Here is a 24,828-nt window from a genome sequence, read left to right as displayed (position 1 = left end):
TTTCATTACCCTTACAGATCATGATTATATTTCCATCTAAATCTTGAAGTAGGCAAAGTCATCAAAACGTTTTATAGCATGAATTGGAATGCCTTTGTCTTAATAGGAATTCGCTAAAAAATTCATTTCATCTGCTTAAAAGGGCATGCTTCATGGCATGTTCTTTTTTTTTATGTCCCATTTTTAAAAATTTTCTTTATATAGTTAGAAAGGACATTAGATGGAAAGAGGGAGCGTCATGATTTATCGAGTAGCTAAAAAGGAGAATTTTGTGGTTTTGGATAAAGCATTTTTAAATGATGAGCAATTAAGCTGGAAAGCAAAGGGTCTGCTTGCCTATATGCTGTCTTTGCCAGATGATTGGTCATTTAGTCTTGCAGATTTAGCAATACGTAGTAAATGTGGGCGGGAAGCGACAGCCAAAATTTTGGATGAACTCATAGAGGCGGGCTATCTTCAAAAAGTACAGGAACGAGGAAAAGACGGCAAGTTCGGTAGGGTAGAATTTTTCGTCTATGAAGCATCAAAACGTGCTGCTATACCGTCAACGGGAAATTCGTCAACGGTCGTACCATCGACGGAAAAGCCCACACTACTAAATAATAATTTACTAAATAATCAATTACTAAAAGATAAAGATGATAAGGAGTCTACTAACACTGCCTACCACTTTTATGTGCAACAAGGCTTTGGCAAACAAACAGCCTATATTGCTAGTAAAATTCGTCATTGGCTCACTATTTTTTCAGAGGACATGGTCATCTATGCGATGAAGCTAGCGGTGGAGCATAATGTTTTACGCTGGCGGTATGTCGAGAGAATCTTACAAAATTGGTGTGATCAGAATATAAAGAATCTTGCAGATATTGCTATCGACCAGCAGCGTTTTCAAGCCCGCAAGCAGCAAGTGTCATCACATTCTAAAGTCAGACGACGGGAAATCATTCCGCAGTGGTTTCAGCAGCGTGGCGATCAGGAACCAAAATCTCAGCCAACAATTGATTTTGCAGCAGAACGACAAAAAATATTAGCCCTCTTACGGAGTGAATAAATTCTCCACATACCATAAAGGCTTAATCGATGAAAAGTCATCATGGTCCTGTAAAATCATGTGAATTCTTTCCAACGCATCGTCAAAGGAGCGTGGATCATAGTGACGAGTCCAAGCAATGGTTGAAAAGACAGTCATGGCTGCATAGAGAGCATATAACCGCCAAAACATATCGTCTGGTGCAGATGAAAAATAGCCATCAATCTGCCCAATACAATAGGGGATACTTTGTCGTCTACTAAACAAGGCAAGATTATAAAAGTCATGATAAGGATCACCCACATCATAGCCATTAAAATCTATCACCCCATTGTAAGTATGTCCTTTACAAATAATGTGACCGAGATGAAAATCATCATGAAGCAGGGTGATGGGGCGTTGCTTTAACAGTGGTAAGTGCGTTTCAATAAAGCGCAATAGTTTAGCTTCTTGTGGAAGTTGATAGGCATCTTGTTGGTATGCCTTCAAATAGCTAGAAAACTTTTTGAGCTGTGTTGTCTCCCAATGAATTATTTGCGGAGGGCTCACTTGATGTATTTTTCTCAATTCTTTCCCCGCGGCAAGACCAAGGTGGAATTGCTCAGAGTCAGAAAGTTCCTGAATAATTTCATCTGCTGGTGTTTCTTCTAAAAAGCTAACGACCATTGCGGATACGTTGGCTTCCTGAAACAAGGTATAGTCAACGGCTTTATGTGTTCTTACGCCCTGCTTTGCTAACTCTTGGAGCAAGGAAAACTCTACTGCACGTTTGTCATGATGTGCTAGATCTGACAAGCGCACCAAATAGCGTGTTTCACCAACTGTTACCAGATATTTGCTATCAGGTGAATAGCCTTTGTAAATTTTCACCAGCTGTGTAAAGCCGTTTAAGCTTGGTAATTGACGAATAATCTCTATTGCCTGCACACTTTCTTTCCTCGCTTTCAATATTTTAGAAGATCTAAAATACTACAGGAAATAATACTTTGTCAATGCTTGGAATCGAGGAAAGCGGTTATAAAATCATAATGAAAAAATAGTAAAAGAGCACAACTAACTAGAAAACACTTTTGTGCGAGCATTTACTAATAGTAAGTGGATGTCCTTGTGATATTCACACTTCATAGCTTCGAGGAAAGAGAGGTGAAACGATCGCAGTAGCCTTGAGCGCGAAAAGAAGCTAATAAGCCTCAAAAGGAACCTCTAATTATCTGTTGCTTACCCTAAAAAAACACAAAAAGACAAAAATAACATGGCGTCAGTCGCTAAAAAATAATAGGAAAGGATGGTGCAATATGAGTTATGTTATTGAAAAACAGATGATGTCAGGGCTACCGAATCTGACGCTAACGGCAGTCAAATACATTGTGGCGCATGAATCAGGTAATGGCAGCAATACAGGTCCAAATGCATTGGAAAACGAAATCGCCTATATGAATCGAAATAAAGCCAATGCCTTTGTTTCTCACTGGGTAGGTGGTGGTGGAAGAATCGTGCAAGTAGCCCCAGTCAATCGCGTGCAATATGGCTGTGGACCAAAGGGAAATCCATATAGCTATGCCCAGGTGGAACTGGCACGGACTGCTGACAAGGAACAATTTAAAAAGGACTATGCAGCTTATATTTGGCTGTTACGTAAGCTTGCTATAGAGGCAGGTGTTCCCACTGTTTTAGATGGTAGCGGCAACGGTATTAAGTCACATCGATGGATTGCGGAAAATCTAGGAGGCACTACGCACAAAGATCCTTTTGACTATTTAAAAAGTATGGGGATTACAGAAGCACAGTTCCAGCAAGATATTAAAAATGGGCTTGAGGAGGGATTAACAGTGTCACAATATAATGAGCTAAAACAAGAAATAGAGACGTTGAAAAGCTTACTAGCTGAAAAAGCTAGTTTACAAACAAGCAGAGAAGTGGGGGCAGCCCATAAAGAGGCTTGGGAGTGGGCTATTAGCCAAGGCATTATCCGAGGCGATGGAAGTAAGAACATGAATCCAGCAGGCGCTTTAACAAGAGAGCAAATGGCGACCATGCTGAAACGCTATTACGACAAATTTATAGCCAACTAATTGTGCAGGATAAAGCTCCTAGTCATCAAGAGCTTTATCCTTTTTCATTAAATAAAGGTTTTTTCAAAATTTTGTCGAATGTAGTAGAAGAGAGGAGGGGTTTTGATGTTAACCAAAATAAGAAAAGTAAAATTTGAACAAGAAAGAAAAAATCCATTATACCAGGTGGTGATGGAATGTCCCGATGGTAAGCAACTCTATGTAAAATTTGATTATACGTATAAAACAAAAAATTTCTGGCCATTAGAAGTGAATTATAATAAAAAGAACTATGGTGCAAAGCTAGCATGGTATACAAATGAAGTCGAGAATATGACAGTGGCTTTATTTCTAGAAACGATTGCTGGTAAAATCAACAAGAAGTATGATTTTAACTTTAGGAAACAATAAAAAAGCAGCACCTTGTAGGAGCATACTGCTTAAGACTTGTTCATTATTTAGTTGAGATATAAACAACAAGTGCTGCCTCATCAAATGTTACATTTGCGCCAAGTGCTTGACTGACAAAGCGTAAAGGCACCATTGTTGTACCTTGATATATATCAGCAGGATGGCTGAGTGTGATTGTTGATGCAGAACCATTTGTATCAACATAAGCCGTTTTATTCCCCACACCAATCACAATTTTTTTACTGTCCTTTGTCGCCGTTACTTTTTTCGTTGCATTATCATAGCTAACCGTTGCCCCAAGAGATTCAAAAATTGCCTTCATCGGCACTAAGGTTGTGCCATTTTTCATATAAGCGCCAGGTGTATAATTTTGCTTCACGTCATTTAAATAGACAGCAACCTTCGTTAATACGGGCGCTACCGTTGCTTTAGGTGTTGGCGTAGAATAACTTTGACCGCCTGAAGAAGACCCTGTATTATTGCCACTATTGCCATTATGATAATGATAGCCAGAACAAAGCCCTTTAGCCTTTGATTTGTCAGAACAGTTGTGACCGCCGTTGCTATCTAAACGCCCTGGATGTGCGCTCGCAATAGAGGCTGTGGTGAAAAATAATGTAAGCATCGCCATCAACAAAACCAATTTCTTCATATAAATCCTCCAATTCTCAAAATATGTAATTATTATACTATTGAAAAGAGAATTTTGATATGTTTTTATAGGAAATTAGTTTTAAAAAATACTATCGAAACATTAAAAGGCACTACCATTCAAGATTGGTTAGTGCCATTTTGTTATACGGTTAATTGATTTTCGTTTTGGAGATCAATGGCTTTTTGGAGTAGTCGATGCAGAACGGCTGCAAAGGTTGCAATCGTACTGGTTACAAAGATGCTTATGAGTGTCAGCGTAATAATTCCTGTAATATCTTCCTTGCCAGTAAACATCATCATAATTGTTGCAATACCTAGCGCAAGGCCGGCTACAATCGTGAGAGCACAATTTTTGACCGTTCTCAAAGCCCGTACAGATGATTTGGAGAAAGCTTTATGCTGGTCGATGTTCGTTAAGAGGCGATAGGTCTGATGCAACGCTGTGTAATAGGGAATACATAGTACATACACATAGAGTAAAAAAAGATAAGACAAATAGGAGGATTCGGGATGTGCCGCTGCATCTCTACTGGCTATCCCAGGTAACCAAAATAGCCCTAAAGCTAATACAGGGATACCTAGCAGCATAATCACACTCTTTAGGAAAATGGTTGACCCCTTTTTATGTTTCATACAAAACACCTCACTGGTAATGATATATTGATTTTAAAATAAAATTTATCGTTTTTCAATAAAAAAATATTATCATTCATTGATTTTTCATTTAAAAAGACATCCATCCTTATGGGATAGATGCCTTTAAAATGCGATGATTAACATCTCACATATTTACGTTTAAAGCCAATTCTGCCTCGCTCTATTTCCTTTTGAATTGTTTCATAAGCATTTAGCTGCGTGCTTTTTTTGTTGTCTCGCTTCATCTCTACAGGACCAATCGCCTGTGCGGTTGCTACTGCTTGTTCGTGGAGCGGCACATAGGAAATAGCCACTGTGTACAAAAAATTATTCATGGCCGATTTTGTGCGTTCAGGTGCATCGTGAATGGTATTTTTCACGATTTCCAGCATATGAGCTAGCTTGCTCTCGGAAAATTCGCTATCCTTGCGATTCCCTAATAGCCAGCAATAGCAGCTCCAGCCTGCAGACATTTTCAATTCCTCACCACTGGCAATCCACGCATCCGCCACTTCCTGAGAAATCGGTGCCTCTGCTAAAGTAACCGCTACTACATAATCCGACAGCATATAAAAATAAGCTGCCTCGATCCATCGATTAAAATCTTCCACAGTCATGGCTTTTGGATCTGCAATGACGCCAGCAAAGTACATTGCATCATAGTTGCCAGTAGCATAAAGCTCTTCTGCTAGAGTTTGATCGATTTTAATTTTCTTCGCAATAGGCTTCATGGCACCTGTTGCCACACCAAATAACGGCTCATGGGCGCCATTTGACATATACATTTTTTTCGTCCGTTCCTTGCCAAGAGCCTCTAGCTCCTGCATCACCAATTCAGCATTCAAAGTAGCACTTCCTTTTTTTCTGTTTTCTAGATTATTTTTATTATCCTATAAAGAATGTCTTTTTGTAATGGAATAAAAGCATATCATATTAGAATATAAAATATCATATCTGAATATATTTTTGTCAGTCACTTTATAGAGAAGGAAGTACCAATTTACAAGTAGCTAGAGCCTATTCCAAATAAACATAAATTGAGCTGCATCCGATTCGAGGGCAATTTGATGATAGTCCGTTGAATCATCATCTGTGATCAAGCGACCTTTTTGCACGTTTAAAATAGCATGCTTAACAGAGTCTGGATGTTCAATCGCATAGTGGGAGTCTTTTAGAAGAGTGAGGGCAGATCGACATTTATGTTTATCGATGCGCTCATTTTTTCCTTTAAAATACAGCTTGATTAAATAGGGTACATCATCAATGATTAAACCGAGCTCAGGATTGGAACGCACAATTAAATCGTCGCAATACCAATTCGCCTTACCTGGTTCAAACCACTGAACGTTTTTATTTTTTACAAATTTTATATAGGCTTTAACGGCTTCTTGGTAATTTTTCTGGCGTGCAGGTAGGGCATTATCCACGAGGTCGAGTAAATAGGTATCATTAAAACGATGTTCATGGTATTTTTTTAATCCATCACGCAAGGCTTTCCAATAATCTTTTATTGGATGGTACTCTCCCTGATATTTTATATCCTTCACAAACTTTGTTTTTGCTGCACTTCCCTTCATTGTGAAGTCAGTAAATTGTGTTAAACCAATAGATGGCTTTGTGAGCGTCGTCATGTTTCCATCACCCTTCTTTCATCATCGATGACATACTATAGATTAGTATTATATTGGAAAGGGTACATGTATATGATTGATGGGTTTGTTAACAATCCGCTCCTAACAGTGTTCTATTACAATAAGAAAATCAATTTTTTAAAAAAATATGTTTAGATGTGTTTTGACTGGGAATATAAATAGCGAGCTAGTAAAAAGCTCAAAAAAATATTTAGGAGGAATAGAAATGGCTAACAAGCAAAACAATCGCAACAGAAACAACAATGAAAACATGACTGTCGAAGAAGCGGGACGTAAAGGCGGAGAAGCTACCTCCAGAAATCATGACCGTGATTTTTATGAAGAAATAGGACGTAAAGGCGGCGAGGCTACGTCTAAAAATCATGGACATGAATTTTATCAAGAAATTGGTCGCAAAGGTGGAGAAGCTACGGCTGAAAACCACGGCGAAGAATTTTATGAAGAAATTGGCCGCAAAGGCGGAGAAGCTACCTCTGAAAAGCACGACGACGATTTTTATGAAGAAATAGGACGTAAAGGTGGAGAAGCACGCAGTAAACAGCGTAGTAACAACTCCAACGGCAACCAAAATCGTCGAAATAACAATAATAACTAATCACTTTTAAATAGGTCGAAACCCTTCACACACAGGGCGTTTGTAGTTTTAAACTACAAGCGCCTTTTTTGTTGTTAAGTTCCTCTCAATCCACAGGATAAATTTGTTGAATTTCTCCTAATTGTAGTATAATATTTAATCCGCTTCTACTTGTTTTTAGCGGAAATGAGGATAGAGAGAATGACACAACTTAAAGAAAAAGAACTATTTCAGGTAATACAATCCGTCGTGCAGACTGTGAACATGACGGTTAAGATAAAACAAGACGATTCAGGTATTAATATGAGTTATAACTTTATTGGGGATTATGTAGGATTTGATGCGAAACGATTAGTAGAGGCAAGAAATGAACTAATGCTTCCAACTTCACTTGAAATTTATGTCAAAACAATGACCCTACATGAGCTAGGTCATGCAGTGGATCGAGAAGCATTACAGGCATCACTTCCACGTACAATAGAAATCTTTACAATGAAAAAGCAACATGCCTTAAAAGAAATATATCGTCAGGAACAACTACTAGCCATGCTGATTGAAGAACATGAAATGAATCTTCAATTTGAGCAAACGGCTTGGGAAAATGCATGGATGCTTAATAATACACATCACTTAGTTCCTGAAAAGGACTTTGACAATATCAAACAGCATAGCCTAGCGACCTATCAGCGTTTATATGAGCAAGATTTACAAGCTTATCACCATCTTTTGAACCAGCAGATGGTGCAATTAGTTTAGCTAGAAATAATCATTTCATACCGTCGCGGGAATAGATCAAACCAAATAGGGCAATGTAATACTACTTGGAGGTGATCATTTTGACAAAGGGCAAGCAATATAAACGTCAGTCAGAGTTGGCGGAATTAGCGACAGATTTAAGTCCAGATGATTTAGATGTGCGCGAAGAAAATGCTTTAACACAAGAGCAAAAGAAAAATTCGAACGAAGGAAATCGTTCAAAAAAATCTGCCACACGCAAATCGCAATCATAACGTAAACACCACAATCTTTTTCGATTGTGGTGTTATTTTATCTATTGCCACTTTTACATAGTTCTCTACTAACAATCGTTGATTTAATGTTACAATTTATAGAATGAATGAAAGGAGCTGGAATAAATGATTATATTTATCGTATTTGTTGGGGTTGTCGTTGTTATAGGCATCGTCAGTAATGCAAATAAAAATCACAGGAAATCGAATGAGCACAACCACCATATCCATTCCACTAACGAATTTTCAACAAATGATGCATATCTTTCCTCCCAAGACAGTCAACAATGTGCTGATTCTAGTGCTACTACGAGTGACTCATCTTGTGGCTCTGGCGGGGAATGAAAGTGACCCTTCTGAATTATTGAGAGATTGATTGAGGTGATCCAAACTAAGGAGAAGCCGCTCCAAAGAGAGTCCAAGGTGATCCAAACTAAGGAGAAGCCGCTCTAAAGAGAGTCCAAGGTGATCCAAACTAAGTTGAATCTGCTCCAAAATGAATCCAAAGTGATCTAACAAAGGATGAAACCTGCTTCCCCTGTAGTAGAACCTCCCTAAAGAGGATTCAAAGTAATCAAACAAAGAGGAAATTGTTTATAGCGTGATCAAAGCGGATGAGATCTGCTGGGCATCGATCTCCTCCGAAGTACATATTTAAAATTTCATCATCTCATAACTAACAACTACTGTCTTTAAGATATAGCGAAAATGAAGCAACAGGCGTAAGATAGAGGAATAGATAGAGAATTTGGAGGTAGTAGTAGATATGATTCGATTCGAAAATGATTATGCAGAAGGTGCCCATCCACAAATTTTGCAGCGGTTAGTGGCAACAAATGAAGAACAATCTCCAGGGTATGGTATGGACGAGCATTCCGAAAAAGCAAGAGCCTATATAAAAAAGGAGATTGCAGCGGAGCAGGCAGACATTCACTTTTTAGTTGGTGGTACACAAACGAATACAACCGTGATAGCGTCTATTTTGCGTCCTCATCAGGGCGTCATTTCTGCGAGTACAGGGCATATTGCGGTGCATGAAACAGGAGCCATTGAGGCAACGGGTCATAAGGTGCTGACATTGCCTAGCGATGATGGCAAACTAACTGCGGCACAGGTGAAAGCCTGCTATGATGCGCACTGGCTGGATAGCACACATGAGCATATGGTGCAGCCAGGCTTAGTGTACATATCTCATCCTACAGAAAATGGCACGACCTATAGTAAGGCAGAATTAACAGCTTTACGTGAAGTTTGCCGAGACTGTGACTTACCGCTGTTTATCGATGGTGCTCGTTTAGGCTATGGGCTAGTGGCACAAGACAGTGATTTATCTCTCGCTGATATCGCTAAGCTTTGTGATGTATTTTATATTGGTGGCACTAAAATGGGTGCATTGTTTGGCGAAGCAGTCATCATTGTGAATCCTGCTTATCAAAAGGATTTTCGCTACATGATCAAGCAAAGAGGGGGGCTGCTTGCCAAAGGTCGATTATTAGGCATTCAGTTCGAAACGCTATTTGAAGATACGCTCTATATGGATATTTCGCATCATGCGGTAGATATGGCAATGCTGATACGACAGGCATTTCTCGATAAAGGCTTCACAATGCGTTATGATTCAAAAACGAATCAGCAATTTCCAATTTTACCAAACCATCTACTTCCAACGTTAGAAGAAAAATATTCCTTCTCCATTTGGGAAGCATACGATGATACTCATACGGTTGTGCGCTTTTGCACAAGCTGGGCTACGACCAAAGAAAATGTGGATCGTTTAATAGACGACATCCACCAATTAGTATAACCAATCAAGCTGCACCTTGCATGAAAGGATGCAGTTTTTTTCTATTATTCCCTAATTATTGCTATACTATAGATAAAAGGAAAGGTGAAGCGAATGACTAAATACGTAGCACTTTTAAGAGGTATTAATGTAGGTGGGCACAATAAATTAAAAATGGCTGAATTGAGAGACGCGCTGCAACCACTAGGGCTCCAAAACATTCGGACCTATATTCAAAGTGGCAATATTCTGTTTGAATCGAGTGAATCAGCAGAACTTTTGCAACAGCAAATTCAAGAGACCATCCAAACTACCTTCATTATTACGAGTACAGTGATCATCCGTACAGCTGAAGAATTCCGCTCTATTGTGAACAATTGTCCTTTCTCAGAACAAGACTTAGCAGATGCAAGTGCAACAGCTACAGGGGAAAGTCTCCATGTTGCACTACTTTCAACAGTTCCAACTGAAGAGAACGGTGCTAAGTTATTACAGTATGTAAGTGAAAAAGAGCGCTGCATTATCAAGGGGAGAGATGTCTATCTTTTATTTTGCGATAGCATTCGCAATGCCAAGCTTAGTCAACAACTGCATAAGCTAGAAGTGCCTGCTACAGTTCGCAATTGGAAAACGATGATGAAGCTTGCGACGATGATTGGTGAGTAGGGAAAATCATCTTTTCTAAGAGGAGGCGTGTTTAGATGCGACGGGATCAAGTAGGTTATTTTATTTATCCTTTTTTGTACTTCATTGTTAGAACGGTGAACCAATGGAGGAAACATGAGCCGATTGCATGGGGAGAAAATGTGACGATGATGGTCATCACAATGGTCTTCATCTATTTCTTTGTTTGGATGTGGAATTGGTCCAAAAAGCCGTATCAATGGGGAAAGAAGAATAAGAAAGAAACATAAAGCAAGAGAGCAAATTTCATTTTTTGAAATGATGCTCTCTTGTTTTTTACTTGAACTTTTCAGGTTTTGTGGCTTTAATAGAGGCAATTTCTCCACATTGCGTACAAACAGTGAAAATAAGGGGTGAACCTGAGGAAAAGATAGTATTCACGGGTCTTAAAGCAGCATAGCCATCTAATTTCCCTTCAGAAAAAGATTGACCGCCACAGGCTTTACAACTATATGTATTTGTTTCCATATTCTCACCTCTTAATGTAAGTTTAAGGAAATTATAGCATAGAAAAAACTACAGCGATATGCATCACTGTAGCTCAGAATTGGTTGATACCCTTTGAGGTTTTCTAAAGTATTATAGCATAACAACATATTCATTGTATAGATGAAGGAAAATATATAGATGTTGCGACTTCATTTGACTTTATCGAATTGGCTATTTGTACGAAAAGATTGGGTGTTTCCTGATTCGTGCTATCTTTATAAATGCCGAGAAGATATTGTAAATTGCTTTCTTCAAAGACAAAGAAGTTAAAAAGCAGGTGCTCAAAATAAATTCCCTGACTACCATCTTGCAGTGTATATGCTTTTCCTGAAAAGCTCACTTTTGGTTGAATAGGTCGAATATCCATTTTAAAAATATGCTGTTTCATTTCGTTATGAACATAGAGAATGTTAAGTGAATCATTCATGCCATATTGATGATCTTTGTAAAATCGACCAAACTTATGTGTGATGGAAAACGGGGGTAAAACAGTTGGTAGTTTAACCTTACTATAATGCTGTTCAAATTCCTTCACAGCAGCTTCTACTGATTGATAGCCAGCTTCATCAAATTTTTCCTCAAAAGTGGGTGGCTTTGTTTGCGCACTTGCATGTTCCATGGTTTGGTAAATTAAAAAAATACATAGTGAAAAAGTAATTTTCTTTAGCATTTGCTTGCACGTCCTTATTTAAATAGCACTTTATAGAAGTATTTCGTTTCAGGATGAAAATATACGCGTTCACATTTAGGGATATTAGTTTAAAATTAAATGGTTTAATGTTAAACTATTTTACGTTAAGAGAGCTGATTTGCTCTTTTTCGTGTGATTTGAAGGAGGAATTGAAAATGAATCGAGTAAAAAATAAAGTGGCATTAGTGACAGGTGGAGCTTCTGGTATTGGTTTATCAGCAGCTAGCTTGTTAGCAAAAGAGGGCGCAAAAGTAGTCATTGCTGATTTTAATGTAGAGGGTGCTAAAGAAGTTGCAGCAAATTTAGTCAATGATGGGTATGAGGCGGCAGCCATTTTCCTTGATGCAGGGGATGCTTCCTCCATTGAAGCGGCCGTGAACTTCACTGTAGAACGATTCGGCTCATTAACGGTGCTCTTTAATAATGTTGGTCTAACTAACTTGAAGAAAGATTTAGATGTATTAAATATTGATTTAGATGAGTGGGACCGCTTAGTCAATGTGAATTTAAAATCCATATTACTAGGAAGTCGTTTTGCCATTCCACATATGCAAAAAGCTGGTGGGGGCTCAATTATTAATACGGCTTCTATGGCTGCGTTCGCCAGTGACCAAATCCGAACAGCCTATGGGGCAACAAAAGCAGGTGTGGTGAATATGACAAGAAACATTGCCACACAATTTGGGAAGGAGCATATCCGTTGTAATGCGGTTGCACCAGGTCTTATTTTAACACCAGCCGCGAAAAACAATATGCCAGAAGAAATGCTGGCAATTTATGCGAAATTTAATGCGCTACCATATCATGGAGAAGCGGATGATATTGGCCATGCAGTTGTATTTTTAGCCTCTGACGAATCAAAATTTATGACGGGCCAAACATTGCAAATTGAAGGCGGACATTACCTCGCTAACCCAACCATCGCTGATACTAATAACTGGCTAGCATCTTTATAGTCAATAAATAAAAGAGGTTGTCTTAGAATAGACAACCTCTTTATAATTTGGCACAAGCTTAGCTACATTTGAGGAGCCTCCAACCCAAACTGAGCCCATTCCTCTTTCGCTGGACCATAAATACCTGGAACAGTTAAACCAGCCTGACGCATCAGAACCGTCATTTGACCGCGATGATGACTTTGATGCTGTAGTAAAAATAATAACAGGGAACCATTGGGCATTTGTTGACCAATAAATTCAATCGTTTCAGTCATTGTCTTGTCAGTCCATTGCGATTGTATCGCTTCCACAAAGGCTTCACTCGCTTGGTGATAGCCATCTGCAATGAACTGAGCAGAAGTAGGAACTGGAAAATCCTTTGCTGGGGCTTCAAACGCTAAATTCGAATTCGAGGTAATAATTCGAATTGCAGTAACCGTGTGCCAAGCAACGCGTCCTAAAGTCCAGTTTTCAGGAGTGATTGCCTGATGTAGCGATTCATCTGTAAGGTGATTAAGTAATTTTTGCGTAGCAGCGGCTTCAAATGCCCAAGACTGTAAAAAATGATCGATTGTTTGAAACATGAAATCCCTCCAAAAATAGCCTATGATGTCTTATTTTCCTATGCACCTAAAAGAAAAGCAAGATAAAGAATTGCATAAAGGGGAAGGGCAATCGAGAGCAGGATATACATGCTCCATTCACCAATCGATAATTTTCGTTGCCACCTCGTTAATTTTAGCTGTCGACAATAGATCATACTAGCAAGTAAAAAAATTAATAAAGTAAAATCCTTTAAGTTATCTAAAAAGATGTTCAGAATATCAACTCCTTTAGGCATTGGCAATATATGTGCCAACATGTCATTCAATGACCATAAGCTGAGCCAACATAAAAAGTGCGTCTCTATCTAACATAGAAACGCACTTCGATTTATTCGTCTCGAATGACAATAAAAACGCCACTAAAAATTAATAGGGAGCCTATCCAAAAGGAAAGCCCAATCGTCTCTCCCAATAAGAGCCAGCCTAAAAATGTGCCAACAATTGGTTGAAAGAAGAAAAATAAGCCGCCACTAGACGCATTCATTAGTTGAAGCCCTTTATTCCATAATAAAAAACCACCAGCTGTTGAGATAATGCCTAAGTAAAGCAAGCCCCCTGAAATGGTCGGCTGTAAAACACTTGCCAGATCTAAATTCTTTAGCCTTGGAAGGACAAAAGGGGTCAACAGCATCACGGCAATCATAGATGTATAGGTTGTGACAACAATTTGTGAGTAATGGCTTGGTATCTTTTTGACTAATACCGACATCAATGCCCACGTTAAGGCAGCAAGCAGTAAATAGTGTCCGCCTAATTGCTGTGTCACATCGATTTGACCATTGCCTACAATGATTCCAACACCAATCGTGGCAAGAGCGATGGACAAGCATTTTTTCAGCGTAATACTTTCTTTTAAAATCAAACGTGCGAAGACAACCATAAAAGCAGGGGTTGTAGCAGTAATAATTGCTCCCATCTGCGCGGTGGATAGCATTGTGCCCATTTCCTGTGTCACAATTGAAATCGTGTTCCCAATAAGGCCAACAAGAAAAATGATCAGCCAATCTTTTTTAGCTATTTTCCAGGATTGCCTCATCATGATCCCAATGATACCGAGTGCAATCACCGCAATTAAATAGCGCATCCAAACAAGCTCTAATGGTGGCACAACCTCCACCACTACTTTAACGACTACATACATGGCACCCCAAATACTCGCAGCAAGCGATAAAAAGATGGCACCGATTACTAGATTTCTCATGTTTTTTCCTCCGTTTTCATAGATACCTATGCCCTTAACGGAGAAAAAGCGCTTCTACCGTTAAGGAAGAAGAAGTGCTGGTACGTCCTGTTCAAATAATGGAGCAAACATCATAATTATCCCACCATCCTCAAGTCATTTTTTATTAGTATAATAGAATACACATCGTTTTCATAGGGAGATTTCATGAAAGCAAAAAGAGGGAGGATGAAAATGGTAATACTTCAATACAAGATGGAAGAGAAGGATTTGCCAGTATTAAAGGAAGTCTATCAATCTGTTGGGTGGAGGAAACATGATGAACAGATTATCAAACAAGTTTTCGATGCAAGCACACATCAAGTATTCGCCGTGGTAGATGGAAAAATAGTGGGCTTTGCTAGAGCTTTGTCAGATGGCGTATTTAATGCCGCCATTTACGATGTGGTTGTGCATCAAGCTTATCAAGGTACAGGGATTGCTCGTTTACTGCTGGAGGATATGATCGCACAGTTAAGGGAGGTATCCTGCATTCAGTTAATCGCCACAACAGGGAATGAACCGTTTTATGCAAAAATGGGCTTTAGAAAATTGAAAACGGGTATGGCCATCTATAAAAATCAACAACTAGCTCAAGAATATCTGGATTAAAGGAAATGGTCGGAAACCCACAAATGGTTTCCGACCTTACAATTTTATTTCATTATAATTAGACTGGATGAAATAGCTGTTAGTTGATACCTGCTTATAGTGCCCTACATTCCACTCATTCAGGTTGATTAAATCCTTAAGGAATTTGGGGACAGGGCAATTCCAATCTACATTTACTATTGTTAGTGGGAAATGTAGCTGTAAGTATATTAACTGAATCCAAACCAGCATCCTCCACTACAAACTCCATCCATATTTGATAAGGTTTTCCGAATGTCGAGAGCTTTTCTGATAAGCGGTTATATAGGGCTATATGTGCTTTGATGTGCTCTCTTCTTATCTTTAAACCATCATTGCCGTACCCGTAAAAATCAAGGTGAGTGTGCCACAAATTAAACCAACCTTCTTCGTCAAAGTCTACAATAGATAGCTCTGTGGTTGTTTGTCGCCATAAGTTACGGAAATAACGCCTTTTCCCACTACTGTTCCTCCATTGAAAAAGCTATTCCTTTCATTGCTTTGCCTTTTATTAAAATAAAGGCTTTGGCAATCCACTAAGATGCGCGATAACAGAGATTTGCCCAACATGGTAAGCTTCATGTGAGTAAACATGATGAAACAACCAGTTAAGTGTAGGGACGGAAGGTGGCGTCCAACCATCGGAAAACTTCGGCACCTCGACTATTTCATTGAGCTGCGATTCGTCTAATGTATGTAGAATGTCATCCGTATAATTTCTAATTTGAATATAGCTATCTAGTATTTCCTTAGGCGAACAATCATCGTGAAGGTTTAATATACAAGGATTTTTAAGTCCAATTTCATTCACCCAATAGTCTTCGCTACTTGATAAATGAGAAATAATCCATGCTACATTATTTGGATAAAAATCAGACGTCTTAAACCAAAATGCCTCATCAAGTGTGCTTAGGTAAGGGATTAACGTTTTCCTAAGATCATTACGATATGGAAATAGCACATCTATTCATCCTTTCATTTATTAATAGGTTTATTGTAAAGGAACAAGTACGGGCTAGGAAATGAATACTTTATTTCTCTGGTTGAAAGAGGTCTGGAATATTAAAAAAAATCACCTAGAGGAAGGTGATTAAATCGGATTGACTTTAAGTTCTCTTAGAATTAAAAGAACGCCCATTCCATACACAATAGAAATGGCTAAAGGTACAAGTGTGAAGGCTTGATCGACAAAGAACCCACCAAAAATCAAAGCAGAGAAGCAGACGCCTAAAGTCACAAATAAATAAGCCTTACTTTTATAAATCCATATGTATGGCAGAAAATGAGAGCCTGCAAGTAAACCTATTGTAAAGGGAAGGTATTCAGGTATGTTCATATACACAATGATAAATACAGGTATGTAAAAAGCTTGAGGAGCGGCAACAATTCCTCCTAACGTCCCTAAAGGATTGCCAGTAGCGTTTAAATTAATCCCAAGAATTTTACTAATGCCAAAACCGATAGGGAAAATGGCACCTAAGCCAAATATCCAACTTAAATGTACAGCTTCAATTGGTAAAACTAAGGGCATTAGAGTAAAAAGTAAAAAGACAACCGCACCAGAAAGTAAAATGGGAAATCCCTTTTTTACTTCACCAATCATTTCCTTTTGTAAATCTTCCAGTGTTTTATCCATCAACACACCATCCTTCATGAAATAAATAGAATATAACCTATAATATACCAGTATATTTCTATTTTTACCACAGATGATTTGAAATAGAATTTTTTAGAAAAGTTTGCGATCCATTGCCTAAAAAATTCTGGAAGACCAAGATTATTATTAAAATTGTTGATTAGTGAAAGAAAGTCATTCCTTTTATCTTTCTTACGTTATAAGTACCTATGGAGAATTTTGGGATTGGAAAATGAAATAGTCGTCACCTTCTATAGAATGGTAATTACCTCTAACAAAAACGCAATTTACTCAAACGTCATGCATGTTTAAAGGTTACTCGCTTTTTTTTTGTCTCAATGTTAGCATTGTAGAATATTGGAGGTATTATATGGGACGAGATAAAAAATTTTCTGAACAAGACCTTTGGCATCATACGCATCAGCTTTTGCTATCTGTTGGATATCAAGGGTTTACAATGAGCTTGCTTGCACAAAGTATTGGCGTATCAAGGGCCGCAATTTATAAACAATATCCAAATAAAGAAGAACTTATTATTCAATTTATGGTTTGGCAAATGGAAAAAAGCATCGAGAACCTTTCAAATGTTAATTTTTCGCAATCATTTGAACAACAGCTTGAGGATTTACTTGTTCGTATGTTTGATATGCGCGACCTACATCAAATTTTAGGATTCACCTCACAGATTAATGACGTATCACTAGTTGTGAAGCAAAAAAAGGAAGTATTAAATAACATGCATGGTGGACTTTACATACCACTTCAACAAGTAATCAAGCAGGGTAAGGAAGAGGGGATAATTGCAGAAGATCGTAACGACTTTATTTTGCTTAGCTTCATTTTTCAATTAATTGATATGCCAAACCATCTCAATATGCCTATAGAAAGCTTTTTAAAAGAGATCAAATTGCTTATTTTACATGGTATTTCAAAATAAGTAACAAATGTGTCACTTATTTTAGTTACACATGTGTAACTTTTGTGTATAATGAAAAAGAATTCATATTTAGCAGGATACAATCTTTGCTCATATAAATTCTATTTCTAATATGGAGGCTACATCATGTTTTTAGCATTAAAAGAATTAAAATATGCGAAGTTCCGCTATGTAATGATGACGACAATTATCATTTTAATCGCATGGCTCGTGTTCATTTTATCGGGACTTGGCAACGGTTTAGCGACTTTGAGTGCCGCTACACTGAAAAATATCGACGCAGAATACGTTGTATATGAAGAAACAGCAGGGGCTACATTCGCAAAATCGATCCTGTCAGAAAATCTACAAGATGATTTAGAAAAGCAAAACAATGTAGATAAAGTCGCTGCGTTTGGCGCTTCTACAATTGCAGTCGGCAAAACAAAGTCAAAAGATGCCGATTCGAAGGAAGATGTCGCATTTTTAGGCGTTGAGCCAGACGCATTTTTTATGCCAGAGGTAATCGAGGGTGAAAAATTATCATACGACAACAAAAAGGGAGTTGTTATTAACGATACGTTAAAAGAAGCAGGCTACAAGATTGGTGATATCTTACTAGTAGCAAACTCTGACATGAAATTAGAAGTGGTAGGTTATGTAAAAGGAGAAACCTATAATCACTTACCTGCTATTTTCACAGTAATGGAAAACTGGCGTGATTATCAATATGCAGCTCCCGGCTCTGACAATGATACAGACAAAGCTGTACAAGCCTTCTTCCTAAAGGCTCCCAACTTAGAAGATCCAACTACTATCGACAAAGCCGTAAAAGATGTTGAAACAGTTACAAAGAAAACAGCAATCAACGGTATGCCAGGTTATAAAGAAGAAAACGGCACTATTATGATGATGCTTGCTTTTTGTATCGTTATCTCTGCATTCATTATCGCTGTATTCTTCTACGTCATTACAATGCAAAAGACACAACAATTTGGTGTCATGAAAGCAATTGGCGCTAGCAATGGTTTCATCGGTAAAGCAATTGTTGCACAAGTAGCGATTCTATCAGTATTAGGTATCGTTATTGGTATAGTCCTAACTTACTTAACGGCTAAAATTTTACCAGAGGGTATGCCATTTGACTTAGAACCGACCTTAATCATTACCTATGCGATTGTTTTATTAATTATTGCATTATTAAGTTCAATTGTTTCTGTACGTCAAATCGTTAAAATCGATCCATTAACAGCATTAGGGAGAGTGGAATAAATGGCGCTATTATCACTACAAAATGTTTCTAAAAGCTATAAAGAAGGCGCTAGCACTGTCCAAGCATTAAAACAAGCAACACTTGAAGTAGAAGCTGGGGAGCTAGTAGCCATTATCGGTCCATCAGGTTCAGGTAAAAGTACACTACTTTCCATTGCAGGCGCTCTATTACAGATGTCAGAGGGTACTGTAGAAATTAACGGCAGGAATATTGTTGATCTTTCAGCAAAACAATTAGCAAGTTTCCGTTTAAAAGAGCTTGGTTTCATTTTACAAACATCAAACTTAGTACCTTACTTAAATGTACTTGATCAATTACTACTTGTGAAAAAAATGGGTGGTAAAGTGACAAAAGATGATAAAGAGTTTGCAAAGCAACTACTTACAGAGCTTGGCTTAAGTGATAAACTTAAAAAAATGCCGAATGAATTATCAGGAGGTGAGCGTCAACGTGTTGCCATTGCGCGCGCATTCATGAATAACTCAAAAGTGATTTTAGCCGATGAACCAACTGCTAGCCTTGACTCTAAACGGGCACTTGAGGTGGTGAAGCTTCTTGCCAAAGAAGCAAAAGAACGTAACAAAGCTGCCATAATGGTCACCCATGATGAACGAATGCTACAGTTCTGTGACCATGTTTATCGTATGGAAGATGGCGTGCTCACGCAACAATCTTAAAAATAGAGACTGGGTATAAAACTCTAGCTTTCATCAAAAAGGACTCGTGCTTTTGTGTCAGTAAAAGTGCGAGTCCTTTTCGTTATAGAAAGGAATTTTAAATGATTTTTATTGTTGTTTAGAAGGATGATCGTTTATCTGGCAAATTCATGATGATAACGATCAACCTAAGCTAGGAAAAACATTTGATGATTATGCAACCTTTTTAAAATAGATAAAAGTCAAATAGGAGATAAAAATTTCAGCCCAGTACCACAAGCTTCTAGCACAGGTCTTTGGGATGTAAAGCTACCAAAGGATGCTCGGTATGCTTTAAAGCCTGATTTTAATGCCTTAAATAATATAGGCGGATTTCATGTGTTTACGCTTGATACAGCAGAGAGCCGAAACTTTTGCCGACTCTATGGCATTGATGAGGAAGCTGCCACAGGGACATTTAATCAAGAGTACATATTTTGAAAAGCTACCTTTATATTGAATAGGCCATTTTCAATATAAAGGTAGGATAAAAAAATTAATATTTGACTTTAGTAATAATAGGGGTTTCAACTCTACTATTCAATTTTTGGAATAGCCAGATGGCAAGGAATAAAGCCATGCTTACAGTACCAAAACCGACCCAATTCAAATGTAGGACAGAGGTATGTCCGATGACAAACCCGCCTAATGCAGACCCTAGGGCAAAACCGAATTGGATAAAGGAGGTATTTATGCTTAGGGCAATGTCTGGATTTCGAGGTACCAGCGTGACAAGAAGGAGCTGCTGGGCAGGAGAAATACTCCAAGTTGCTACCATAAAAATCATTAAAATCAAGATCAATACAAAGAGATTGATACCAGCTAGTGCGAATAAGAGGAGCGTTGCTGCTTGTAACAGCAATCCGAAACAAATGGTAAATCGCGAACCCTTTGCATCAGCCAATTGTCCGCCCACTCTTGAGCCAAGAAAGCTACAGATGCCAGCTAAAAATAGGATGCCACTAATTTCGGTCATAGAAAGAGGGGATGTGGCTTGCAAGAAAGGCGTAATATAAGTAAATAGGGTAGCGTAGCCACCGACATAAAATAAAGTAATAGCCAGGGCAGTTAGAATTTTTGAATCTTTTAAAACCGAAAGCTGCGACCTGAGTGTAACAGCTTCTTCCTCCTTAATAACTGGAATTTTTTTATAGATGATAAGCAGTGGAAGAATGGTTAATAGACCGATCAACATAAACAAAACTCTCCATCCAAATAATTCGCTAAAAAATGTGCCAATTGGAACACCCAGCACGAGCGAACTGCTTAAGCCCATCAAAATTATGCCAATAGCACGACCTCTTCGTTCTTTTTCAACTAATCGAGTAGCTACTGCCATGGCTACCACTGTAGCAATTCCTCCGCTAACCCCTTGAATAATGCGTATCCCTAGTGCGTACTCAAAAGAAGAGCTGATAAACATGAATCCGTTACTAATAATGAACACACTAACGGTAGTCATAAGTAACTTTTTGCGATCCATATTGATCGTAAGCGCAATGAGAATTGGAGCGAAAATGGCTGCTGCCAGGGCAAATAAAGTCACTAATAACCCAGCTTCTGAAATCGTTACGCCAAAATCTACGGCAATCATTTCAATAACGCCTGTAATAATGTACTCAATGGTTCCGATTAGAAAAACAACGAGTGATAAAACATAGATAATCAGCTTATTTTTCAACTCAATTCACGCTTCCTTCAGCTATTTATAATAGGTATTTGTATCTCCATTAATTGGACGTTCTGGGTTGTAGATAATGGTAAATAGATTTCTCTACCTGGTTCGTTTTCCTTGACTTGATAGTTATTTTCTACAATCCATTTCGCTAAATCAACACAGGCTGTACAAGCAAAGTTAGAATCTGAGCGAAAGGTCATTGTGGCCATCATCGGCTCAGACGGAAGAGTCCGTAGTTGAAATGTATCATGGAATGAGGGAAGTTCCTTGGTTAAAAAATAGCCGACTTCAAATTCAAATTCGTCTTCTTTCTCCTCTATTTCTTTCCATAAAACAACCTGAGGACTTTGAGCTAGTTGGCGCATTTCCTTTGTTAGTAATTGATTAAATGTACGAAACAGGTCTGGAATATCTTCTTCTCTCCCGCGTGCTTTCAAAGAAAGGAATTGCTGAGCATCCACTGCCTTGATGCGGATTTCTTGATCTGATTCCACCTGACCCTCTCGTTCTAAAAGTTGCATACGTTCTTCAATTCGTGCAAGCTTGGCCTGTTCCGTCTGAATAATATGTTGAATCTCACTTTTTTTCAGCTTAAACATCCCTTGTATATCTTTTAACGAAATATCTTCGTGGAGTAAGCGTATAATCTGTGGCAAGGTAAACCCCAATTCCTTATAGAGAAAGATTCGATTAAGCTCTAGTAGCTGGTCTGCTGAATAGTATCGGTAGCAAGTATCATGGTCCACCTTTCTTGGCTTTAATATGCCAATCTGATCATAATAGCGCAATGTTTTTAAAGATACTTTGCTTAGCCTAGAAAATTCGCTGATTTTAAACAAACTATCACCTCCAATCTAATAACTTAATGCAAGTATACAGTTTCCTGTGCAGGGGAAAGTCAAATGCTTTTTAAATAACTTTATGGAGCCTTACTACAATCTAATGTAGTAAGGCTCTTGTGAATATTTCAATGAATGTCAAATATATAAATAACAATAATAATATGATTGAAAACAATTATTATTTATTGTTAATCAATAAATTGTGTGCTAAATTTATAGTGTCATTAAATAAGTGAGGTGCTTTATGTGAATGGTAAACGAGGATTAACAACTTTCTTAAAGGTGATGATTCTTCTAGCTGGGATGGTCATTTTTGCCCTATGTATATTTTTTGTACCTCCAATGGCTCATTTCGCATCGAATTTATATCCGAATTTTTACCCAATGAACGATCTCATTTTCATTGTGATGTATGGATCGGCTGTACCTTTTTACATTGCTCTCTATCAGGCTTTTAATCTTTTACGATACATTGATGCGAATACAGCGTTCTCGGAATTATCTGTAAAAGCGTTAAAGTACATAAAGTGGTGTGCGATAATAATCAGTGGTTTGCATGTATTAGGTGCACCACTTTTTCATTTTATAACAAACAAAATGGATCCTCCTTTTGGAATAGTGGGACTCCTCATCATTTTTGCTTCATTGGTTATCGCCATTTTTGCGGCTGTCCTTCAACGACTTCTACAAGAGGTGACGAATATAAAATTAGAAAATGAGTTGACGGTCTGAGATGGATGATATGGTGATATTAGCCAAACGAAAACTGCTCATAGAAGAGATGTAAAAACATATCATTTAGAATTCGGAATCCTATGGAAGTTTAATAGTGACGCAAGTAAATTTCTAGATAGATATGTAGTTTAATCTTTTACATTATGAATCATTGTAAAAGGTGAGAATAAATATGCAATAATCCACTTTTAATATCTACTTTTGCTATACTTTATTAAATTGAATAGTATAAGGAGGATATAAAGGTGGATTGGAAGATAAAAAAATTTGATGAGTTAACAGTAAAAGAACTATATGAAATACTGAAGGTTCGTGCGGAAGTTTTTGTTGTAGAGCAAGAGTGTGTCTATCAGGATATCGATTCAAAAGACGAAAATGCTTATCATTTATTTGGTGAAGACCAAGGAGAGGTAGTTGGGTATTTAAGAATTCTACCCAAAGGGATAGCATATCAAGAAGCAGCAATAGGAAGAGTATTAACAAAGCAAACATACAGAAAAAAGGGATTGGCTCTGGAAATGGTTAAAAGAGCAATAGATTACATTCTAGATGATATTGGAGAAGACGCAATCCGCATTTCTGCGCAGGCATATTTGCTAAAATTCTATGAGGGCTTCGGATTTGAAAAGACATCAGATGTTTATTTAGAAGATGGAATAGAACATATAGAAATGCTATATAAAAGGCTGTCGGTCGAATAATAATATTCATTTAATAACGAACATACAAGGCGTCCGATAGCATAAATTATCGGACGCCTTGCATTTAAAGTGGAGGATAACCTGTAAATAGCAGGATAGAATTCTAAAAGTGGAGGATAGAACTGAAAAAGAAGGGGATAGAACGCTTAAAGTGAGGGATAGCCCCGCATATTAGGAGGATAGCCTGTAAATAGCAGGATAAAATTCTAAAAGTGTCGGATAGAACTGAAAAAGAAGCGGATAGAACGCTTAAAGTGAGGGATAACCCTCAAATAGCAGGATAAAATTCTAAAAGTGTCGGATAGAACTGAAAAAGAAGCGGATAGAACGCTTAAAGTGAAGGATAGCCCCGCAAATTAGGGGGATAGCCTGTAAAGGGAAGGATAAAATTCTAAAGACGATAAAATAGAAGCTTTACAAATTACAACAATTGAGCGCTATCCGAGCATAAGGATAAGCGCTTCAATTTTTAAGCCCTTAAACTAGTATTTAACCTTCAATCCTAGTAATGAAGCAAAACCGATCGCCTGTTCAGTAGAGATTTCACACCCATTTAAACTTTCTGGAGTTACTTGAAGTCTTTTAAATTTACATGTACTGATGTCTATTCCTTTTAAGGAAGTTTGGGAGAAATCCACATCATTTAGATCACTTTCCTGAAACGCTACTTTATTTAGTAAACAATCATAAAAATTTGCACCTTGTAGGGAGGTGTTATCAAATAGCACTTGTTTAAAGCGCACTTCGGGGAAATTGCATAAGTTTGCAAGGCAATTTTCAAATGAAACATTGCCGAGGTTCGATTCAGTTAAATTCAACCCTAATAATTTACAATTTTTAAAGGCCACTCTATGAATGATGCCTTCACTTAAGTTGGCGTTAGATAAATCGCAGTTTTCAAAAATGACATCCGTTAAATCAATTTTTGGAAAGGTACAATCGATGAATGTGACATTTTTAAAGATAACATTAGAGACGATTAATCGTTCAATATTCTCGTGAGCAATGACCGTATCTGTAATCATGCAATTTGTTAAATAGGGTTCCTCCTCATAAAAAATATTCTGAAAATTTACCTTGTCAAGATTCGGAGGTATTTTTGGTGAGGTAAGTTGGAAATTGTATGACATATTAGCACACCCTTCAAATGTAAATAAAAGCTCCTCCTATTTAGTATAAGTGCAAACCTAAAATAAGAACACCGTCTATACGGTGCTCTCAGACTGTAGACAAAAGCCCTCGAGAAGTTCACTCTCGAGGGCTTTTATCATTTTTCTTCCTATGTCGTCTTGATA

30 protein-coding genes are annotated in these 24,828 nt (G+C 37.9%); 16 read left to right on the top strand and 14 right to left on the bottom strand.

The window, feature by feature from the left end:
- Positions 1 to 238: 238 nt before the first annotated feature.
- Positions 239 to 1,051, top strand: a complete 813-nt coding sequence (locus HCH28_RS21785; RefSeq protein ID WP_221683060.1) for a DnaD domain protein — start codon at positions 239 to 241, stop codon at positions 1,049 to 1,051.
- On the opposite strand, the gene HCH28_RS21780 is transcribed toward HCH28_RS21785, so the two are convergent.
- On the bottom strand, positions 1,037 to 1,957 hold the full coding sequence (locus tag HCH28_RS21780) for a phosphotransferase family protein (RefSeq protein ID WP_221683059.1): 921 nt from the start codon (positions 1,955 to 1,957) through the stop codon (positions 1,037 to 1,039). The two genes, HCH28_RS21785 and HCH28_RS21780, sit on opposite strands and share 15 nt — an antisense overlap.
- A 368-nt stretch (positions 1,958 to 2,325) precedes the next feature.
- Here HCH28_RS21780 and HCH28_RS21775 point away from each other — a divergent pair, with 368 nt between their 5' ends.
- Positions 2,326 to 3,102, top strand: a complete 777-nt coding sequence (locus HCH28_RS21775) for an N-acetylmuramoyl-L-alanine amidase (RefSeq protein WP_221683058.1) — start codon at positions 2,326 to 2,328, stop codon at positions 3,100 to 3,102.
- A gap of 105 nt (positions 3,103 to 3,207) precedes the next feature.
- On the top strand, positions 3,208 to 3,492 hold the full coding sequence (locus tag HCH28_RS21770; protein WP_004228621.1) for a hypothetical protein: 285 nt from the start codon (positions 3,208 to 3,210) through the stop codon (positions 3,490 to 3,492).
- Between the two features lie 43 nt (positions 3,493 to 3,535).
- On the opposite strand, the gene HCH28_RS21765 is transcribed toward HCH28_RS21770, so the two are convergent.
- The 4 genes from HCH28_RS21765 to HCH28_RS21750 form a co-directional block, all read right to left on the bottom strand.
- Entirely contained in the window at positions 3,536 to 4,144 is a 609-nt protein-coding gene (locus HCH28_RS21765; protein WP_221683057.1) for a copper amine oxidase N-terminal domain-containing protein, read from the bottom strand.
- Positions 4,145 to 4,287: 143 nt separating this feature from the next.
- Complete coding sequence (locus HCH28_RS21760) at positions 4,288 to 4,779, bottom strand: DUF2975 domain-containing protein (protein WP_221683056.1); 492 nt, start codon at positions 4,777 to 4,779, stop codon at positions 4,288 to 4,290.
- A 140-nt stretch (positions 4,780 to 4,919) separates the two neighbouring features.
- Positions 4,920 to 5,627: a DNA alkylation repair protein gene (locus HCH28_RS21755; protein ID WP_221683055.1), complete on the bottom strand. Its 708-nt coding sequence runs from the start codon at positions 5,625 to 5,627 to the stop codon at positions 4,920 to 4,922.
- A 165-nt stretch (positions 5,628 to 5,792) separates the two neighbouring features.
- Positions 5,793 to 6,413, bottom strand: a complete 621-nt coding sequence (locus HCH28_RS21750) for a hypothetical protein (RefSeq protein ID WP_221683054.1) — start codon at positions 6,411 to 6,413, stop codon at positions 5,793 to 5,795.
- 226 nt (positions 6,414 to 6,639) lie between these two features.
- On the opposite strand from HCH28_RS21750, the gene HCH28_RS21745 reads away from it, so the two are divergent.
- From HCH28_RS21745 to HCH28_RS21720, 6 genes are all read left to right on the top strand, one after another.
- Positions 6,640 to 7,029, top strand: coding sequence for a KGG domain-containing protein (locus HCH28_RS21745; protein ID WP_066038479.1), 390 nt, complete (start codon positions 6,640 to 6,642; stop codon positions 7,027 to 7,029).
- 180 nt (positions 7,030 to 7,209) lie between these two features.
- A complete protein-coding gene (locus tag HCH28_RS21740) occupies positions 7,210 to 7,764 on the top strand; it encodes an integrase (protein ID WP_221683053.1) in 555 nt (184 codons plus the stop codon).
- Between the two features lie 71 nt (positions 7,765 to 7,835).
- A complete protein-coding gene (locus HCH28_RS21735) occupies positions 7,836 to 8,018 on the top strand; it encodes a hypothetical protein (RefSeq protein ID WP_243456430.1) in 183 nt (60 codons plus the stop codon).
- 766 nt (positions 8,019 to 8,784) lie between these two features.
- Complete coding sequence (locus tag HCH28_RS21730) at positions 8,785 to 9,822, top strand: threonine aldolase family protein (RefSeq protein ID WP_221683052.1); 1,038 nt, start codon at positions 8,785 to 8,787, stop codon at positions 9,820 to 9,822.
- A 93-nt stretch (positions 9,823 to 9,915) separates the two neighbouring features.
- Entirely contained in the window at positions 9,916 to 10,467 is a 552-nt protein-coding gene (locus HCH28_RS21725) for a DUF1697 domain-containing protein (protein WP_221683051.1), read from the top strand.
- Positions 10,468 to 10,502: 35 nt separating this feature from the next.
- A complete protein-coding gene (locus HCH28_RS21720) occupies positions 10,503 to 10,715 on the top strand; it encodes a hypothetical protein (RefSeq protein WP_221683050.1) in 213 nt (70 codons plus the stop codon).
- Positions 10,716 to 10,761: 46 nt separating this feature from the next.
- Here the strand turns inward: HCH28_RS21720 and HCH28_RS21715 are convergent, their stop codons facing one another.
- The gene (locus tag HCH28_RS21715; protein WP_115673749.1) at positions 10,762 to 10,953 is read right to left on the bottom strand and encodes a hypothetical protein; all 192 of its coding nucleotides are present in this window, start codon (positions 10,951 to 10,953) and stop codon (positions 10,762 to 10,764) included.
- A gap of 130 nt (positions 10,954 to 11,083) precedes the next feature.
- The gene (locus tag HCH28_RS21710; protein WP_221683049.1) at positions 11,084 to 11,644 is read right to left on the bottom strand and encodes a carbon monoxide dehydrogenase; all 561 of its coding nucleotides are present in this window, start codon (positions 11,642 to 11,644) and stop codon (positions 11,084 to 11,086) included.
- A gap of 176 nt (positions 11,645 to 11,820) precedes the next feature.
- Here HCH28_RS21710 and HCH28_RS21705 point away from each other — a divergent pair, with 176 nt between their 5' ends.
- Positions 11,821 to 12,621 (top strand): SDR family NAD(P)-dependent oxidoreductase, encoded by an 801-nt coding sequence (locus tag HCH28_RS21705; RefSeq protein WP_221683048.1) that lies wholly within the window; start codon positions 11,821 to 11,823, stop codon positions 12,619 to 12,621.
- A 62-nt stretch (positions 12,622 to 12,683) separates the two neighbouring features.
- Here the strand turns inward: HCH28_RS21705 and HCH28_RS21700 are convergent, their stop codons facing one another.
- Positions 12,684 to 13,187: a DinB family protein gene (locus tag HCH28_RS21700; protein WP_048393832.1), complete on the bottom strand. Its 504-nt coding sequence runs from the start codon at positions 13,185 to 13,187 to the stop codon at positions 12,684 to 12,686.
- A gap of 349 nt (positions 13,188 to 13,536) precedes the next feature.
- Positions 13,537 to 14,409, bottom strand: a complete 873-nt coding sequence (locus tag HCH28_RS21695; protein WP_221683047.1) for a DMT family transporter — start codon at positions 14,407 to 14,409, stop codon at positions 13,537 to 13,539.
- Between the two features lie 213 nt (positions 14,410 to 14,622).
- Between HCH28_RS21695 and HCH28_RS21690 the strand changes: the two genes are divergently transcribed.
- Complete coding sequence (locus HCH28_RS21690; RefSeq protein ID WP_221683046.1) at positions 14,623 to 15,039, top strand: GNAT family N-acetyltransferase; 417 nt, start codon at positions 14,623 to 14,625, stop codon at positions 15,037 to 15,039.
- 529 nt (positions 15,040 to 15,568) lie between these two features.
- Here HCH28_RS21690 and HCH28_RS21685 read toward each other — a convergent pair.
- Both HCH28_RS21685 and HCH28_RS21680 read right to left on the bottom strand, forming a co-directional pair.
- The gene (locus tag HCH28_RS21685) at positions 15,569 to 16,018 is read right to left on the bottom strand and encodes a DinB family protein (protein ID WP_112117957.1); all 450 of its coding nucleotides are present in this window, start codon (positions 16,016 to 16,018) and stop codon (positions 15,569 to 15,571) included.
- A gap of 129 nt (positions 16,019 to 16,147) precedes the next feature.
- Positions 16,148 to 16,693, bottom strand: a complete 546-nt coding sequence (locus tag HCH28_RS21680) for a DUF7010 family protein (protein ID WP_221683045.1) — start codon at positions 16,691 to 16,693, stop codon at positions 16,148 to 16,150.
- Positions 16,694 to 17,063: 370 nt separating this feature from the next.
- Between HCH28_RS21680 and HCH28_RS21675 the strand changes: the two genes are divergently transcribed.
- From HCH28_RS21675 to HCH28_RS21665, 3 genes are all read left to right on the top strand, one after another.
- Entirely contained in the window at positions 17,064 to 17,630 is a 567-nt protein-coding gene (locus HCH28_RS21675; protein WP_221683044.1) for a TetR/AcrR family transcriptional regulator, read from the top strand.
- A gap of 126 nt (positions 17,631 to 17,756) precedes the next feature.
- Positions 17,757 to 18,881 carry an ABC transporter permease gene (locus HCH28_RS21670; protein ID WP_221683043.1) on the top strand — a complete coding sequence of 375 codons (1,125 nt, stop codon included), beginning with the start codon at positions 17,757 to 17,759 and terminating at the stop codon, positions 18,879 to 18,881.
- Positions 18,882 to 19,559, top strand: coding sequence for an ABC transporter ATP-binding protein (locus HCH28_RS21665; RefSeq protein ID WP_221683042.1), 678 nt, complete (start codon positions 18,882 to 18,884; stop codon positions 19,557 to 19,559).
- Positions 19,560 to 20,073: 514 nt separating this feature from the next.
- Here HCH28_RS21665 and HCH28_RS21655 read toward each other — a convergent pair.
- On the bottom strand, positions 20,074 to 21,258 hold the full coding sequence (locus HCH28_RS21655; RefSeq protein WP_221683041.1) for an MFS transporter: 1,185 nt from the start codon (positions 21,256 to 21,258) through the stop codon (positions 20,074 to 20,076).
- Positions 21,259 to 21,275: 17 nt separating this feature from the next.
- The gene (locus tag HCH28_RS21650) at positions 21,276 to 22,094 is read right to left on the bottom strand and encodes a MerR family transcriptional regulator (RefSeq protein WP_221683040.1); all 819 of its coding nucleotides are present in this window, start codon (positions 22,092 to 22,094) and stop codon (positions 21,276 to 21,278) included.
- 249 nt (positions 22,095 to 22,343) lie between these two features.
- On the opposite strand from HCH28_RS21650, the gene HCH28_RS21645 reads away from it, so the two are divergent.
- Positions 22,344 to 22,829 carry a DUF2975 domain-containing protein gene (locus tag HCH28_RS21645; protein ID WP_221683039.1) on the top strand — a complete coding sequence of 162 codons (486 nt, stop codon included), beginning with the start codon at positions 22,344 to 22,346 and terminating at the stop codon, positions 22,827 to 22,829.
- Positions 22,830 to 23,077: 248 nt separating this feature from the next.
- The gene (locus HCH28_RS21640) at positions 23,078 to 23,533 is read left to right on the top strand and encodes a GNAT family N-acetyltransferase (RefSeq protein ID WP_221683038.1); all 456 of its coding nucleotides are present in this window, start codon (positions 23,078 to 23,080) and stop codon (positions 23,531 to 23,533) included.
- Between the two features lie 482 nt (positions 23,534 to 24,015).
- On the opposite strand, the gene HCH28_RS21635 is transcribed toward HCH28_RS21640, so the two are convergent.
- A complete protein-coding gene (locus HCH28_RS21635; RefSeq protein ID WP_221683037.1) occupies positions 24,016 to 24,663 on the bottom strand; it encodes a pentapeptide repeat-containing protein in 648 nt (215 codons plus the stop codon).
- Between the last annotated feature and the right edge of the window lie 165 nt (positions 24,664 to 24,828).

Source organism: Lysinibacillus sp. K60 (assembly GCF_019731275.1).
GTDB lineage: Bacteria > Bacillota > Bacilli > Bacillales_A > Planococcaceae > Lysinibacillus > Lysinibacillus capsici.
The sequence above is the reverse complement of the archived record's forward strand: the minus strand, read 5'-3'. Positions and strand labels throughout refer to the sequence as shown.